Here is a 14,090-nt window from a genome sequence, read left to right as displayed (position 1 = left end):
ATCCGCGCGTCCTCACGCGGGGCAGGGCCGCGATGCCCGCTATTGCTTTGACGGGCCGTGCGAACAATGATTGACCGAACGGATCACTGGCCGGTTGCGGGAGCAGACAGAATGAACGGTGCGGAAAGCCTGGTGCGGACGATGGTCAAGGGCGGGGTGGACGTCTGCTTCACCAACCCCGGCACCTCCGAGATGCATTTCGTCGCGGCGCTCGACCGCGTCCCCGGCATGCGCTGCGTGCTCGGCCTGTTCGAAGGCGTGGTGACGGGCGCGGCCGACGGCTACTTCCGCATGAAGGGCACGCCGGCCTCGACCCTGCTGCATCTCGGTCCCGGCCTCGCCAACGGCCTTGCCAATCTGCACAATGCCAAGAAGGCCAATTCCGGCATCGTCAACATCGTCGGCCAGCACGCCGTCTACCACATCGGCTACAACGCCCCGCTGACCTCCGACATCGAAGGCCTGGCCCGGCCGATGTCGTCCTGGGTCCGCACCTCGCCGGATGCCAAATCGGTCGCCGCCGACGGCGCGGCGGCGATTGCCGCCGCCAAAAGCGCGCCGCCGCAGATCGCGACGCTGATCCTGCCCGCCGACACCGCCTGGAACGAGGCCGACGGCATCGCCGAGGTGCCGGCCGAGCAGCAGCGCGCCAGCTATTCGCCGCAGGCGGTCGAGCAGGCCGCGAAGATCCTGCATGGCGACGGCGAGGGCACGCTGCTCCTGATGACCGGCAGCGCGCTGAGCGAGCAGGGGCTGGCGCTGGCCGAGCGCATCGCCGGCAAGACCGGCTGCACCGTGATGGGCCCGACCTTCCGTCCGAAGATGGCGCGCGGCCGCGGCCGTTTCTCGATCGACCGCATCCATTACGTCATTGATCAGGCCCTGCCGATGCTGGCGAAATTCCGTCACATCGTGCTGGTCGAGTCCGACGACCCCGTGGCGTTCTTCGCCTATCCGAACAAGCCGAGCATGCTCAAGCCGCAGGGCTGCGAGGTGCATCGCATGACCTCCTGGGGCGAGAATTCGGTCGCCGCGCTCGAGGCGCTCGCCGGCGCCGTGAAAGCCAGCACCAGGGACGTCAAGCCGCAGGCTCTGCAGGAACTGGTCAAGCCGACCGGCGCGCTCACCTTCGCCTCGATCGCGCAGGCCATTGCCTGTGCGATCCCCGAGAACGCGATCATGGTCGACGAATCCCTGACCACCGGCCGCGGCTTCTTCCCGCCGACGGCGGCGGCGGCTCCGCACGATTGGCTGCAGAACATGGGCGGCTCGATCGGCTTCTCGACGCCGCTGTCGATTGGTGCCGCGATCGCCTGCCCCGACCGCAAGGTGATCACCATGGTCGGCGACGGCAGCGCGATGTACACGATCCAGTCGCTGTGGACCCAGGCGCGCGAGAACCTCGACATCGTCACCATCGTGTTCGCCAACCGCATCTACCAGATCCTGCGCGGCGAGTTCGACAATGTCGGCGCAGGCGAGCCCGGCCAGCGCGCCAACGACATGCTCCGCCTCGACCGCCCGACCCTGGACTTCGTGGCGCTGGCCAAGGGCATGGGCGTGCCCGGCCGCGCCGTCACCAACGCCGACGAGTTCAACAAGGCGCTGGCAGAGGCCGTCGCCGAGCCCGGCCCGCGCCTGATCGAAGTTCAGATGTAGGACGGCAGCAGACAGAGCGCCGTGAGCCCGGAGGCACGATGCAGACCGAGCTGAACAAGGTGATCGCGGCTGTCCGGGACTTCTACGCCCACGAGGGTTTCCTGTTCGAGAAGGACGTCGGCGAGCGGGCGGTCACGCACCGTTTCGCCGTGCATCTGGAAAAGCAGTTTTCGGGCTGGTCGGTCGACTGTAATTACGACCGGCTCGGAGAGCGCACGCTGCATCTGCCGCACGGCACCATCATCTCGACCGACGACCATCTCGGCAAGTCGATCTACCCCGATGTCGTCGTGCATCAGCGCGAGATCCCGAACAATCTGCTCGCCGTGGAGATCCGCAAGGCAAGCAACCACACGCCGCTCGATCACGACCAGCACAAGCTGCGGGCGCTGACCGACGTCCATGTCTGGTTTCCCTATTGGATCGGCCTGCTCCTGGTGCTGGACAGGCAACATGTGACGATGTCGGAGGTCTATGTCAGCGGTGCCGTCGACGAGCCGCTGTCACGCTGGTTCGCCTCGCGGCTGGAGGAGACCGGCCGCGCAGCTCGCGCATAGCCGAGCGCGCAGTGCGCAGCTGCGATGTCTTGAGGCAGGGCCATGCCGGGAGTGTGATCCCCACCACAGTTCCGGCGTGCGATCGGACCTATCGTCGACGGACTTGCACGCGTCGATGCCGGAGGCCTAGGTTAGGCCCATTCGGATCAGGCATTTTGGAGGTTCTGATGCAGAAATCATATTTGCTGGCTGCGACGGCAGCGCTGGTGCTCATGATGCAATCCCCGCTCGTGCTGGCGCAGGGCACGCCGGCCGCCGGCGGAACCGCTGCGCCTGCCGCGACAAGCACTGCGCCGGCTGCGACGACCACAGCGCCGAGCGCGACCACCGACACGTCCAGCCAGCCCACTGACGGCAAGAAGAGCGCGTCGAAGAAGCCGGCGAAGAAGAAGATGACCCGCCAGCAGGAGATCGATCGTTCGGTCGACACCGGCACCGTGCCGGCGCGGTACCGCAGCTCCGTGCCCAAGCAGTACCACCAATACATTCCGTTCGATAAACAATAACCCATCGCGCGGCGACGTCCGGCCCCACATCGCCCACGCCATCGCATACGGCTTGTAGCGCGGCCGGTGCGCACGCCTCGTCCAAAGCGGGCGTCTCGAAGGATGTCTGCAGGGAACGGTTCTCAAAATGCGATACCACGCCGGTGGCGGTCTGCGCGAGCGGTGCTAGAGTAGCCCGAAGCCAGGGGGAATGATGAGCGACGAGGTGAAGGATGCCGGCCTTGTGGCCATGATCAGCAGCATCCTGGGAGGCAACAAGCGCGCAGATCCTGTTGCACCGCCGCCGCTCGCCGAGGTCCCGCCGATCGTTCCGGCGGATCCCGTGGAGCCGGCCGCGACGTCCAAGTCCGAGTCCAAGTCCGAGTCCGAGTCCAGATCCGATGCGGCCAAAGCCGAGAGCGCACCCGATGCCGCAGCGGCGGCCGCCGGGCCGGCCGAGCCGCCCGCGCAAATCGCAACCACGCGGGACGGCAAGCGCCTGCTGCCGGCGGAGGCGATCGCCGATCTCGTGCTCAGCGAGCTGCGCAAGCTGGACAACTTCCCGAGTTCCGGCGTCTCGGTCACGGTCTATGGTTACCGGCACTGGAACGCGATGCTCACCTTCGCGCCGTTCTCGACGAGCTTCCAGAACGCAACCCGGTTCCGCCAGGCCGTACCGGACCTCGTCTTCAAGCTCCGCCGTTTCGTCGAACTTGAGATATAACCTCGGTCGCGGGCGCCGTGCGGCGTCGCAAGCGAAATAGTTCGACAGGATCTTCAATTGAGCGTCGCCTTCACCAAGGAAGAGAGCGCCGAAACCGCGTCCGAGACGCTGTTGCCGGACCGCCCGATCTCGCCGCATCCGAACCTCGTGACGGAAGCAGGCTTCAAGGCATTGCAGACGCAGCTCGCCGAAGCGCGCGCGGCCTATGACGCCGCGCAAGCCATCGAGGACGTCAACGAGAAGCGCCGGCAGTCGGCCGTGCCCCTGCGCGATCTCCGCTATCTCACCGAACGCTTGCGCACGGCGCAGGTGATGCCCGATCCTGTCGCGACAGAAATCGTCGCCTTCGGCAGCACCGTGAGCTTCAGCCGAGCGGACGGCCGCGTCCAGACCTACCGCATCGTCGGCGAGGATGAAGCCGACCCCAAGGCCGGCTCGATCTCGTTCGTCGCGCCGGTTGCGCGGTCGCTGATGGGCAAGGCGGTCGGCGACGTCGTCGGCTCTGGCGCGCAGGAGATCGAGATTCTGTCGATTGCGTAGGGCACGCCAGCCGAAAGCTTGCGTGGCAAAGAGCGCCATCGACAGCAGCAATCCCATTCGCCTAAAGCATGATCCGGAACAGCGCGAGGCCGTCGTCTCCGCCAAACGAAGTTGATGATCGGATGAGACGGTTTTTGTCTGGAGCCTTGCCGTTCTATGCGCTGGCGGGCCTCGCCATGTGCATGTACCTCGTTCTCTACAGGACGAGCGTGTTCGACCTGAACGCCGTCGTCCACGGCGCGGCCGGGTCGGCATGGTTTCCAGCCTTCATGTTCGTCTGCGTGCTGGTGGAAGCGGTCTTCCCGTATTTCGGCTATTTTCCCGGAACCGCCCTGATCCTGATGTCCATAGCGCTGAACCCGAAGGCCGCGGACGGCTCCGTCTTCTTCGTAGCGTGGCTCGCCATCATCCTGGGCGCCATCCTCAGCTATGGACAGGCTCGTTTCTTCAGACCGTTTCTGCAGCGGGTGGCCTCGAAGGCGGCTCTGCGCCGATGCGAGTCGCTGTTCGACGCCTATGGTCGCTATGCGCGCATTGCCCTGTTCGTTCATCCCAACGCCTGCTCGATGTATTTCACGGCGCTCGGACTGCTCGGCCGCAGCCTGACGCGCGAGCTCGCCTATCTCTGCGTCGGTGCAGCGGCCGCCGTGGGCATTCTGTTCGTCATCGTGACCAGGCTGGTATCGTCCATCGGCCCCACCGACGATGGACAATTGCAGGTGCTGCTGGCGGCCGGACTGGTCGCCATGGGGACACTGATCGGTTTCTATACGGCCTGGCGGACCAGGCGCGCGGCGTGAAACGCTGCTCTCCGCCGTCATTGCGAGGAGCTCTTGCGACGAAGCAATCCAGAGTCTTTCTGCAGAGGGATTCGTGATTGCTTCGCTGCACTCGCAATGACGAGGATACATCGAACATTACACCCGCTGTAGCTCGACTCCCGTCAGTTCGGTCAATTTGCCGATGAGCTGGTCCTGAAATCTCGGATCGGTCGCCTCACGGGCCGGCTCTTGCTGCTCGAGGTGATGCCAGTAGCGCCCGCTCACCCGCGCCGCGGGCTCCTCGCTGACTGCCAGCCAGGTCTGGGTCCGTTGCCCGGTGTCGATATCGACCGGGGCGCCGGCGCCGCCCATCTTCGTGCGTACCCAACCGGGATCGACGGCGTTGCAGAGCACGTCGGGCCAGCGTCGCGCCAGTGCGAAGGCGAGCGCGACGACGTGCAGCTTGCTCTCGGCATAGGCCGTGGCTGCATTCCACGCCCGCCCGGTCCAGTCGAGGTCGTCGAGCGAGCCCTCTCCACCGCGGTGCAATCCGCTGCTGAGATAGACCAATCGGGCCGGCCGCGCGATCAGGGCCGTCAGCATGAACGGCGCAAGCGTGTTGATGGCCAGCGTCTCGGCATGGCCTTCCGGCGTCGAGCCGCGGCTCGGCCGTGTGTAGACGCCGGCATTGTGGATGACTGCATCCATGCGCCCGATGGCGTTGACCTGGTCGGCGATGCTTCGCGTCTCTCCGGCGCTTCTGAGATCGCCAATCACCAATCCCTCAGCACGCGAAGCGAGACCGTCGAGGGCCGCGGCACGATCGGCCGAACGCGCGTGCAGCACCACGCGGTGCCCCCGATCGAGCAGCGATTGCGCCGCCGCCCGGCCGAGGCCATCGCTGCTCCCGGTGATGAAGATGGTGGCCATAGTGCTTCCTCGAATGTTGCAGACGAGTATACCGCGCATCATTTCCGATATCGTTCGACGCTGACTTTCCCGGATCGCCCGCCTGCTTCGCCGATCGCCAGCGGCCGAAGACGCCGCAGGATCTGACCCGCCACGATTGTCTCAACCTGCGCCTGCCAACGGGTGTCGGCAGCCTCAAGCCTAAGGGGCGTTATCGCGGAAATGAACGGAGCGGCTCGCGCGCCGCCGCAAAGTGGCTTTAAGGTGTTGCATGTGGATCACATCCAAGCCCACGAAGCTAGATAAGCTCAGGCTCATTGCTCGACGTATGAGATTCGTGGGGGACGCGGATGAAGAAGTTACTGCTTGCCGTCGCAGCATTCGGAATGGCCTGCACGAGCGCCGACGCCGCCGATCTTGCGGCGCGTCCCCATACCAAGGCGCCGCCGATGGTCGCTGCTGTCTATGATTGGAGCGGCTTCTACATCGGTGTCAACGGCGGCGGCGGCTCGAGCCGCAAGTGTTGGGATCTGATTTCCCCCGGACTCGGCGTCATCGTCCCCCAAGGATGCCACGATGCCACGGGCGGCACGGCGGGCGGGCAGGTCGGATATCGCTGGCAGTCTGTCAACTGGGTGTTCGGCGTGGAAGGCCAGGGGAACTGGGCGGACTTCACGGGCGATAACATCAGCACGGTGCTTTTCCCGCCCACCGGCCTTCGCAATCGTTCTCAGGTCGAAGCGTTCGGCCTGCTCACCGGGCAGGTTGGCTATGCCTGGAACAATGTCTTGCTCTACGTGAAAGGCGGCGGCGCGGTCGTGGCCGACAAATATCAAACCAACGACGTCGTCACCGGCTTGGCATTCGACCGGGCGAGCGAAACGCGGTGGGGCGGCGTCATCGGCGCAGGCCTTGAGTTCGGCTTCGCTCCGAACTGGTCGCTGGGTGTGGAATACGACCACATCTTTCTCGGCCATCGCGATGTCGCGTTCACCGGTGCTGGCGGTTTTGGCGGCGTGGCTGCCGGCGCCTTCACGCGCAGGGAGCGTATCGGTCAGGACATCGACATCGGTCTCGTGCGATTGAACTATCGCTTCGGCGGTCCCGTCATCGCCAAATACTGAAGCCGTGCCGGTGACGCCGGTGGGCCGTGCACGGAGCCTCTCCTTGCTGCAACGAGCGAATGCGGCCTGGCCGTATTCTCTCTGTTCCGGAGTCTGCGCCAGGCGCAAATCTGAACTTCGACAAGTTCGCCGCCGAAGGCGAATCCATTGCCGCATGGAGCAACCGGCGCATGGCCTTGGCTATCAACATCCGGTCCGACCATTCCTCCGCAGCGCGGATCGAAGCCTTGTGGGATGAAGTTGCCGCGTTTGAGAGCCAGCCGTCCATGAGGCTTCTCGGCTATCGGCCGCATTTTACATTCGCGATCTATGATACGCCCGAGATGACCGCGAAGACCGCGTGGGAGGTCATGCTCCGCGCAGTAGGAGACGAAGGGCAATTGCCGGTCGCGTTCAAGCGAATTCGCTGGTTCGCAGGCCCGCCGCTCGTGCTCTGGGCGGAGCCGGAATTCGATGAAACGCTCGTCCGATGGCACGCTTCGATCAGCACTGCGATCGATCCGGCCTTCTGTCGGCTGCACTATCGGCCCGAAAACTGGCGACCTCATTGCACGCTCGGCACTCAAATCGCCGACGCAAAGCGTGGTGACGCCATCGCCTTCGCGCAGTCATTCAGCGGCAGCATCAGCGTGCTGTTCGACGTCGTCGATTGCGCCTCTTTTCCGCCCGTGCGGGTGCTTGCGGAAAAGAGATTGCCGGTTTGCACTCCGTGAGGTGTGCGATCATTCACCGAGCCTGCAGATCATTTGTAATCGATCCGGATCGAGCCGACCTTCTCGTCGTGCCGGATGAAACCGCCTTCGATCCCCGGCATCATCGCAATTTCGACGACGTTGCTCCCGCGCCAGCTGGGTAGTATCTCTGCGTGACCGGCGAAACCGAGGAATGCGTGGTTGCGATCGGGTGAAAAGGTCCGGTCCATCGGTGCGATGCTCGCATATGTGGAATCCGGTACCGTTGCGCTGCATTCCTGCCTGAAGACAAGCACCGCTTTGCTGCCGTCGGGCGACCGCGTCGAGCTCAGGACCACGTTGCGGCAGCTGGCGAACCCTTCGAGTGCGAACCAGATGAGACCAACCATGGCCGCGATTCCGATGCCGACCGCCGCAAGCGCCGCGATCGCAATTCGCATCCAGAGTTTCGCAGGACGGCGAGAGAGCGTCATCCAGCTCATCCCTGATCTCTAAGCCGCGATCCGGCACGGGGCCGTCAGGCGCAGCATGCTCATCAAGCGTGCGTCCCTCCCGATCATGCCATCATGCCCCTGTTTTGCCCGACGGAGCAAGAAAAATTCGGAAAATTCGTAAGTCATTGATCCGACTGAGGTCGGCTACTGTGCATGGGGTTGTTTTCGAATTTTTGACAGAGCGGACCCAAGACCCCCAGACCGTCTACGCTCTTTGAGCGACGCCGGACACGCTTCGCCACCATTGGACGTGGTTGCGCCACGCGAAGCCTTTTGGCGAAGCGTGGTGGGCGCACAAGGGATCGAACCTTGGACCTCTCCCGTGTGAAGGGAACGCTCTCCCGCTGAGCTATGCGCCCGGGACCACATGCAGGCGGCCGCAACCTTGGGCCGGCCGGTACATCGGAGCCCGCGATTTAGAAGTGCCGGCCCAACGTGTCAAGTTTTGAGGGCACGCGGGGGGCCGGAAAAGCTTCGACAGGTCGCAGGAAGCCGGATTTCGGCCGGTTACGCGCCCTGCTGGCGGGCGCGGGAGGCGTGGGCCTGGAGCGCGCGGATGCGCTCGGCGAGCGTTCCGCCGCCTTCGGGCAGGCGGGGCGCAGAACCGCTGCTGGTCGCGGTGCCGCCCGTCGCGGCATCGTTGGCCGGGCGCGGTGCCGGCTTCGGCGGCTGGCCGGCCTCGGCCGCGAGCAGGGCCTCGATCGGCGAATTCGGGCCTTCGAGCTGCATCGCGAGTTTTGCCACCTCGGCCGCGATGTCGTTGATGCGCTCGCGCAGCAGCGCGTTCTCCATCCGCTCGGTCGCCCAGGAACTCTCGGCCTGCTGCTGGATCGCGTTGACGTCGCGCTGGAGTTTGGCGCGCTCGTCGCGCGCACTGCGCAGCTGCTCTTCCAGCGCGGCCTTTTCCGCGCGCAGCTGCTCCATCGCAGCCGACGATCTGCCGCCGCTGAGGCCCGCAATCTCGACGCGCAGCTCCTTGATGGTGCGCTCGCTCGCCTCGTTGGCCTGGCGCAGCTGGTTGTTCTCGTAGTCGCGCTCGGCGAGCAGCTTGCCCTGCGTGGCGAGGCGTCCTTCGAGATCGGCGACGCGGCCCGACAGCATCTCGGCCTCCTTGACCTGCACGATGAGCTGGCGGTCGAGCTCGGTGACGCGCTGGCTCAGGTTCTCGACGCGGCCGCGGGCCTCGGCGAGCTCGCGCGAGGCGGTCTCGGATTCGGTGCGCTCCTGTGCGAGGCGCGCTTGCGTGGCGGCAAATTCCTTCTCGGCATCGCCGACGCGGTGCTTCAGTTCCTCGATCTGCGCGCGCACCGCGACCAGCTCGACCTGGCGGGTCTCCGCCATCATCGAGCGGTCGGACAGTTCGGAGTTGATCTTGGCGAGCTCGGCCTGCTTGTCCGTCAACGCGATCTCGGCTTCGCGCAAGGACGCCGTCTTGGCGGCGAATTCCTCCTCAGTGGCGCGGAGCTGCTCCTTCACCGCCTTCTCGCGCGCCTCCAGCGCGAAGATCGTGGCGTTCTTCTCGCCGAGCTCGATCTTCATGCGGTTGATGGCGTCGCTCTTCTTGCCGAGCTCGGCGAGCTGGCTCGTGGTCTTGTTCTTGAGCTGCTCGACGCTCATCTCGAGCCGCCGCGCGGACATGGCGAATTCGGCGCGGAGCTGGTCCTTGTCGGCCTGGATCTCGGCCATCGACAGCGGGGTGGCGGCTTCCAGCCGGCGCGTGGTCAGGCGCACCGCGCGGTTATGCACCAGCGGCACGATCGCAAGCCCGCACAGCATCGAGAGCAGGAAACCGATCGCCAGGTACATGATCGGTTCGACCATGGGCCAGAACTCCCAAGCTTAAGGAAAAATTCACCAACGACAATGCCATGGCGGGCCGGCAAAAAGCCAGCCCCGCTCTGTCGTTAACCTTGATCGGTGGGCAGTGGGGAGGGCGCGCGCCTAGAACGGGTTCCAGGTCGCCCGCGGGGTGTATTTGAGATAGCCGATATTGGCGCCGAGGCGCAGGCCGAGCCCGGAGCGGATCGGCACCAGCACGATGTTGTTGGCGGTGAGCGCCGTCATGCCGAAGCCGCCGATGATGTAGGCCGAGCCGTCGATGCCGCCGAAGCGCTGGTAGATCGCGTTGGTGGCGGGCAGGTTGTAGACCAGCGTCATGGTGCGGGCGCCGTCGCCGCCCCAGTCGAAGCCGAGCGAGGGGCCCTGCCAATAGACGCGCAGGTCGCCGGCGTTCTTGGTGTAGAGCGTGCCTTCGCCGTAGCGCAGGCCCGCGACGAAGGCGCCGGAGCCTTCCTCGCCCAGGATGTAGCCGTTCGGCAGGCCCCATTGGCTGACCGCCTTCTCGATGATCGAGGCGAGCCCGCGCGAGACGTTGCCGAAGAAGCGGTGGCCGGCCGTGACGAGCTCGTCCGGCCCATAGGTATTGGGCGTCGGGGTCCGCTGCGGCGGCGGCAGGTCGGGCGGCGGCGCCTGCTGGGCGGAGGCCGGCACGATCCAGCCGATCATCGCGGCAAGCGCGAGCGCAGCAAGGCGTGATGCGAAAGTCATAAAAGAACCCCTGGTATCGAATCCGGTCGCTTCCTTAACCTGACGCCAACAGGCACGGCTCTAGGTTGCGCCGGATGTCCCCTCGACTCGGATGTTATCCGCAGCAACTATGACGGCACAACGGCAGGAAGATAGCCCTTTGCGCCCCGGAATTGCCTTGATCGCCCGCCGCCTCTGCCTGCTGGCGGGCATTTGGATCCTCGGCGCGGGCGGGCCGGCAGGAGCCGCCACCACCGAGCGGGTCGTCGTCAACCGCTTCAGCGGCGTCGCCATCGAGGGCTTCGACCCCGTCGCCTATTTCGTCGCCGGCAGCGCCGTGCAGGGCACGGCCAAGTTCGAGGCGAACCTCTGGGGGGCCGTCTGGCGCTTCCGGAACGAGGGCAACCGTGCCTCCTTCCTCGCCCACCCCGAGATCTACGGACCGCAATTCGGCGGTTATGATCCGGTCGACATCGCCCGCGGCGTCACCGTTGCCGCCAATCCGCATTTCTTCGCGATCGTGGCGCAGCGGCTTTATTTGTTCAGCCGGGAAGACAATCGCGACGCTTTCGTCGCCGATCCCGAGCGCTTCCTCTACGAGGTGGGCAAGCGCTGGCCGGCCCTGCAGGAGAAGCTCGGGCAGTAACGAGCCCGGTCAGTAGCAGCCTACCGCCTGCTTGTCGCCCCAGGCGATGAACTCCGGGATGATGAAGCCGGTGTCGCTGCGCTGGCCGAATCGGAGCTCGCCGCCCTTGCCGTCGGTCACCTTGCCACCGGCCGCCGTCACGACCGCGCAGCCGGCCCCGACGTCCCATTCCGAGGTCGGCCCGAAACGGGGATAGATGTCCGCGCTGCCTTCCGCGATCCGGCCGAATTTCACGGCCGAGCCGCACGTCATCCTGACGGCATTCGGCCTGTCGGCGATGAACGCCTCGCTTCTGGCATCGCCATGCGAACGGCTCACCGCGGCGATCCAGGGCTCCCCGCGCGACGGCAGCTTGCGGGTACGGATCGGCTCGGCCGCGGCGATCGTCGCGCCGTTGAACCTCACGCGCTCGGCGCCGTGGCCGACGATGCCGCGCCAGAGCAGGCCTAGCGCGGGCGCGGAAACGATGCCGAGCAACGGCACGCCGTCGGTCACCAATGCGAGGTTGACGGTGAACTCGTCGCGGCCGGCGACGAACTCCTTGGTGCCGTCGAGCGGATCGATCAGGAAGAAGCTGCCCTGGAACGGGGGGGAGGCGAGCCCCGTCCGCTCCTCCGACAGCGTCGGAAGGTCGCCCGCGAGCTGCGCGAGACCGTCCGCAATGATGCGGTCGGCGGCAAGGTCGGCCTCGGTCACCGGCGAGCCATCCTGCTTACCGTCGATCCGCATGGCCGCGCGGTTGACGGCGAGGATCGCTTCGCCCGCCCTCACCACCAGCGTGGTCAGCGGCTCCATCAGGCCAGAAGCGGCCGCTCCGTCAATGATCCGCTTCACCTGCATGCCTCATCTGTCGGCAATATCGTTCCTCGTCCACTGATTCGTCCCGATCGATTCGCTTGGGCTTATGGCCGCCTCGAACCGATCGCAAGCTAGCTGCCGCGGGGTTGCGAATGTTAGAACCCGCAGCATCCGTCAAGCATGCGTGATTCGCGGCGTCCAGCGCCGTGCAATTCCAGGAACCCTCCAGGACCCCATTATATGTCTGACGCCTCGTCGCCTGCGACCACTGCCGCTCCCGACATGCTCGAACTCGCCGCGCTGCTGTGCTCGCGGGTCTGTCACGATCTCATCAGCCCCGTCGGCGCCATCGTCAACGGGCTCGAAGTGCTCGACGACGATCCCAAGCCCGAGGACCGCGAGTTCGCGCTCGACCTGATTCGCAAGAGCGCCAAGACGGCCTCCGCCCGGCTCCAGTTCTGCCGCCTTGCCTTCGGCGCGGCCGGCTCCTCCGGCGCGCAGATCGATCTCGGCGATGCCCACACCATGGCGAAGGGCCATATCGAGGATGGCAAGTGCTCGATCACGTGGAATCTGCCGCGGCTGCTGTTGCCGAAGAACCGCGTCAAGCTGCTGCTCAACATGCTCGTCGTTGCCCAGCACACGATCCCGCGCGGTGGCATGCTGACGGTCGATCCGGTCGGCGAGGGCGAGACGATGAGCTTTCGCATCACCGCGACCGGACACAACGCACGCCTGCCGCAGAACATCTCCGAGCTCCTGAGCGGCGAGCGCGGGCCTGCTGCGGATGCGCATGCGATCCAGCCTTATTATACGCGGCTGCTCGCACAGGCCTGCGGGCTCACCGTGACGCTCAAGCCGGAAGGCGAAGCCATCATCGTTACCGCTTCGTAAACGCGAAGCGTCGCTTCCGAAACGTTAATGCAATCTTTACGAGGCGCTTCGGCTTGTCCGGAGCGCCTTATCTCTTTGTTGGTGCCGTTCTTTTGCACATACTCAACCAATATTAAACGCTTTGCGGTGAAGCTGGCCTCATTCCGAAGTGGCGCATCACGCCTCGTGCGCGCCCTTCCTGTATGAAGGCCTGTTTTCATGGATGATCTGTTGCGGGAGTTTCTGACGGAGACCAGCGAGAGCCTGGACACCGTGGACAATCAGCTGGTGAAGTTCGAGCAGGAGCCGAACAACGCCAAGATCCTGGATAACATCTTCCGCCTGGTCCACACCATCAAGGGCACCTGCGGCTTCCTCGGCCTGCCGCGGCTGGAAGCGCTGGCGCATGCCGGCGAGACGCTGATGGGCAAATTCCGCGACGGCATGCCTGTGACCGCCGAGGCGGTGACGGTGATCCTGTCCTCGATCGACCGCATCAAGGAGATTTTGGCAGGCCTTGAGGCGACCGAGGCCGAGCCTGAAGGGAACGATCGCGATCTCATCGGCAAGCTGGAGGCGATGGTCGAGCAGGGCATGGCCGCCATGGCTGCCGGTAGCGCGGCTCCCGTTGCCGATGCACCGCCGCTCGTTCCCGAAGCCCCGGCCGCTGCGCCTGCGCCCGCCAAGGAGATGACCATGGGCACGCTGGTCGATCAGACCCTGGAGCGTCCGCTGCGTCCGGGCGAGGTTTCGCTCGACGAGCTCGAGCGCGCCTTCCGCGAGACCGCGATCGAAGCGCCGGTCCCCGCGGCCGTTGTCAAGGCTGAGGTCAAGGCCGAAGCTGCACCTGCGCCCGCCGCCGAGGCCCCTGCCGCCAAGGAAGCCGCAAAGCCCAAGGAGAAGGCCGCGCCGAAGAAGTCGATGGCCGACGAGATGGCGGGCGAGGGCGACCGCATCGCCAACCAGTCGATCCGCGTCAACGTGGATACGCTGGAGCACCTGATGACCATGGTCTCCGAGCTGGTCCTGACCCGCAACCAGCTCTTGGAGATCTCCCGCCGCAACGAGGACACCGAGTTCAAGGTGCCGCTGCAGCGCCTCTCCAACGTCACCGCCGAGCTGCAGGAAGGCGTCATGAAGACGCGCATGCAGCCGATCGGCAATGCCTGGCAGAAGTTGCCCCGCATCGTCCGCGATCTCTCATCCGAACTCGGCAAGCAGATCGAGCTCGAGATGCACGGCGCCGACACCGAGCTCGACCGCCAGGTGCTCGACCTGATCAAGGACCCGCTCACCCACATG

16 protein-coding genes and 1 tRNA gene are annotated in these 14,090 nt (G+C 65.5%); 11 read left to right on the top strand and 6 right to left on the bottom strand.

Annotated elements, in window-relative coordinates; all coding sequences use genetic code 11:
- The first annotated feature begins 111 nt into the window (after positions 1 to 111).
- The 6 genes from AC24YW_RS10245 (at position 112) to AC24YW_RS10220 (ending at position 4,765) form a co-directional block, all read left to right on the top strand.
- Positions 112 to 1,659, top strand: a complete 1,548-nt coding sequence (locus AC24YW_RS10245) for an acetolactate synthase large subunit (RefSeq protein WP_487482622.1) — start codon at positions 112 to 114, stop codon at positions 1,657 to 1,659.
- A gap of 38 nt (positions 1,660 to 1,697) precedes the next feature.
- Positions 1,698 to 2,216, top strand: coding sequence for a hypothetical protein (locus AC24YW_RS10240; protein WP_036009755.1), 519 nt, complete (start codon positions 1,698 to 1,700; stop codon positions 2,214 to 2,216).
- A gap of 167 nt (positions 2,217 to 2,383) precedes the next feature.
- A complete protein-coding gene (locus AC24YW_RS10235; protein ID WP_487482621.1) occupies positions 2,384 to 2,722 on the top strand; it encodes a hypothetical protein in 339 nt (112 codons plus the stop codon).
- A gap of 193 nt (positions 2,723 to 2,915) precedes the next feature.
- The gene (locus AC24YW_RS10230) at positions 2,916 to 3,425 is read left to right on the top strand and encodes a hypothetical protein (RefSeq protein ID WP_487482620.1); all 510 of its coding nucleotides are present in this window, start codon (positions 2,916 to 2,918) and stop codon (positions 3,423 to 3,425) included.
- A gap of 57 nt (positions 3,426 to 3,482) precedes the next feature.
- On the top strand, positions 3,483 to 3,965 hold the full coding sequence (gene greA / locus AC24YW_RS10225; RefSeq protein ID WP_487482619.1) for a transcription elongation factor GreA: 483 nt from the start codon (positions 3,483 to 3,485) through the stop codon (positions 3,963 to 3,965).
- A gap of 122 nt (positions 3,966 to 4,087) precedes the next feature.
- Positions 4,088 to 4,765, top strand: coding sequence for a hypothetical protein (locus tag AC24YW_RS10220; RefSeq protein ID WP_487482618.1), 678 nt, complete (start codon positions 4,088 to 4,090; stop codon positions 4,763 to 4,765).
- Between the two features lie 117 nt (positions 4,766 to 4,882).
- On the opposite strand, the gene AC24YW_RS10215 is transcribed toward AC24YW_RS10220, so the two are convergent.
- Entirely contained in the window at positions 4,883 to 5,656 is a 774-nt protein-coding gene (locus AC24YW_RS10215; protein WP_487482617.1) for an SDR family NAD(P)-dependent oxidoreductase, read from the bottom strand.
- A gap of 329 nt (positions 5,657 to 5,985) precedes the next feature.
- Here AC24YW_RS10215 and AC24YW_RS10210 point away from each other — a divergent pair, with 329 nt between their 5' ends.
- Together AC24YW_RS10210 and AC24YW_RS10205 are read left to right on the top strand one after the other, a co-directional pair.
- Positions 5,986 to 6,759 (top strand): outer membrane protein, encoded by a 774-nt coding sequence (locus tag AC24YW_RS10210; RefSeq protein ID WP_487482616.1) that lies wholly within the window; start codon positions 5,986 to 5,988, stop codon positions 6,757 to 6,759.
- A 59-nt stretch (positions 6,760 to 6,818) separates the two neighbouring features.
- Positions 6,819 to 7,472: a 2'-5' RNA ligase family protein gene (locus AC24YW_RS10205; RefSeq protein WP_487482615.1), complete on the top strand. Its 654-nt coding sequence runs from the start codon at positions 6,819 to 6,821 to the stop codon at positions 7,470 to 7,472.
- Between the two features lie 29 nt (positions 7,473 to 7,501).
- Here AC24YW_RS10205 and AC24YW_RS10200 read toward each other — a convergent pair whose 3' ends face one another.
- The 4 genes from AC24YW_RS10200 to AC24YW_RS10185 form a co-directional block, all read right to left on the bottom strand.
- On the bottom strand, positions 7,502 to 7,924 hold the full coding sequence (locus tag AC24YW_RS10200; RefSeq protein ID WP_487482614.1) for a hypothetical protein: 423 nt from the start codon (positions 7,922 to 7,924) through the stop codon (positions 7,502 to 7,504).
- 305 nt (positions 7,925 to 8,229) lie between these two features.
- A tRNA-Val gene (locus AC24YW_RS10195) sits at positions 8,230 to 8,304 on the bottom strand.
- A 148-nt stretch (positions 8,305 to 8,452) separates the two neighbouring features.
- Complete coding sequence (locus tag AC24YW_RS10190; RefSeq protein ID WP_487482613.1) at positions 8,453 to 9,766, bottom strand: hypothetical protein; 1,314 nt, start codon at positions 9,764 to 9,766, stop codon at positions 8,453 to 8,455.
- A 120-nt stretch (positions 9,767 to 9,886) separates the two neighbouring features.
- The gene (locus tag AC24YW_RS10185; RefSeq protein WP_157284949.1) at positions 9,887 to 10,492 is read right to left on the bottom strand and encodes a DUF1134 domain-containing protein; all 606 of its coding nucleotides are present in this window, start codon (positions 10,490 to 10,492) and stop codon (positions 9,887 to 9,889) included.
- 139 nt (positions 10,493 to 10,631) lie between these two features.
- Between AC24YW_RS10185 and AC24YW_RS10180 the strand changes: the two genes are divergently transcribed.
- Positions 10,632 to 11,117: a YHS domain-containing (seleno)protein gene (locus AC24YW_RS10180; protein WP_487482612.1), complete on the top strand. Its 486-nt coding sequence runs from the start codon at positions 10,632 to 10,634 to the stop codon at positions 11,115 to 11,117.
- Between the two features lie 9 nt (positions 11,118 to 11,126).
- On the opposite strand, the gene AC24YW_RS10175 is transcribed toward AC24YW_RS10180, so the two are convergent.
- Positions 11,127 to 11,957, bottom strand: a complete 831-nt coding sequence (locus AC24YW_RS10175) for a 3'(2'),5'-bisphosphate nucleotidase CysQ family protein (protein WP_487482611.1) — start codon at positions 11,955 to 11,957, stop codon at positions 11,127 to 11,129.
- Positions 11,958 to 12,155: 198 nt separating this feature from the next.
- Between AC24YW_RS10175 and chpT the strand changes: the two genes are divergently transcribed.
- Entirely contained in the window at positions 12,156 to 12,809 is a 654-nt protein-coding gene (gene chpT, locus AC24YW_RS10170) for a histidine phosphotransferase ChpT (protein WP_487482610.1), read from the top strand.
- A 198-nt stretch (positions 12,810 to 13,007) separates the two neighbouring features.
- Positions 13,008 to 14,090 (top strand): chemotaxis protein CheA (locus tag AC24YW_RS10165; protein ID WP_487482609.1); only part of this gene is annotated, 1,083 nt, incomplete at its 3' end.

This window comes from Bradyrhizobium sp. USDA3516, assembly GCF_057651995.1.
The sequence above is the reverse complement of the archived record's forward strand: the minus strand, read 5'-3'. Positions and strand labels throughout refer to the sequence as shown.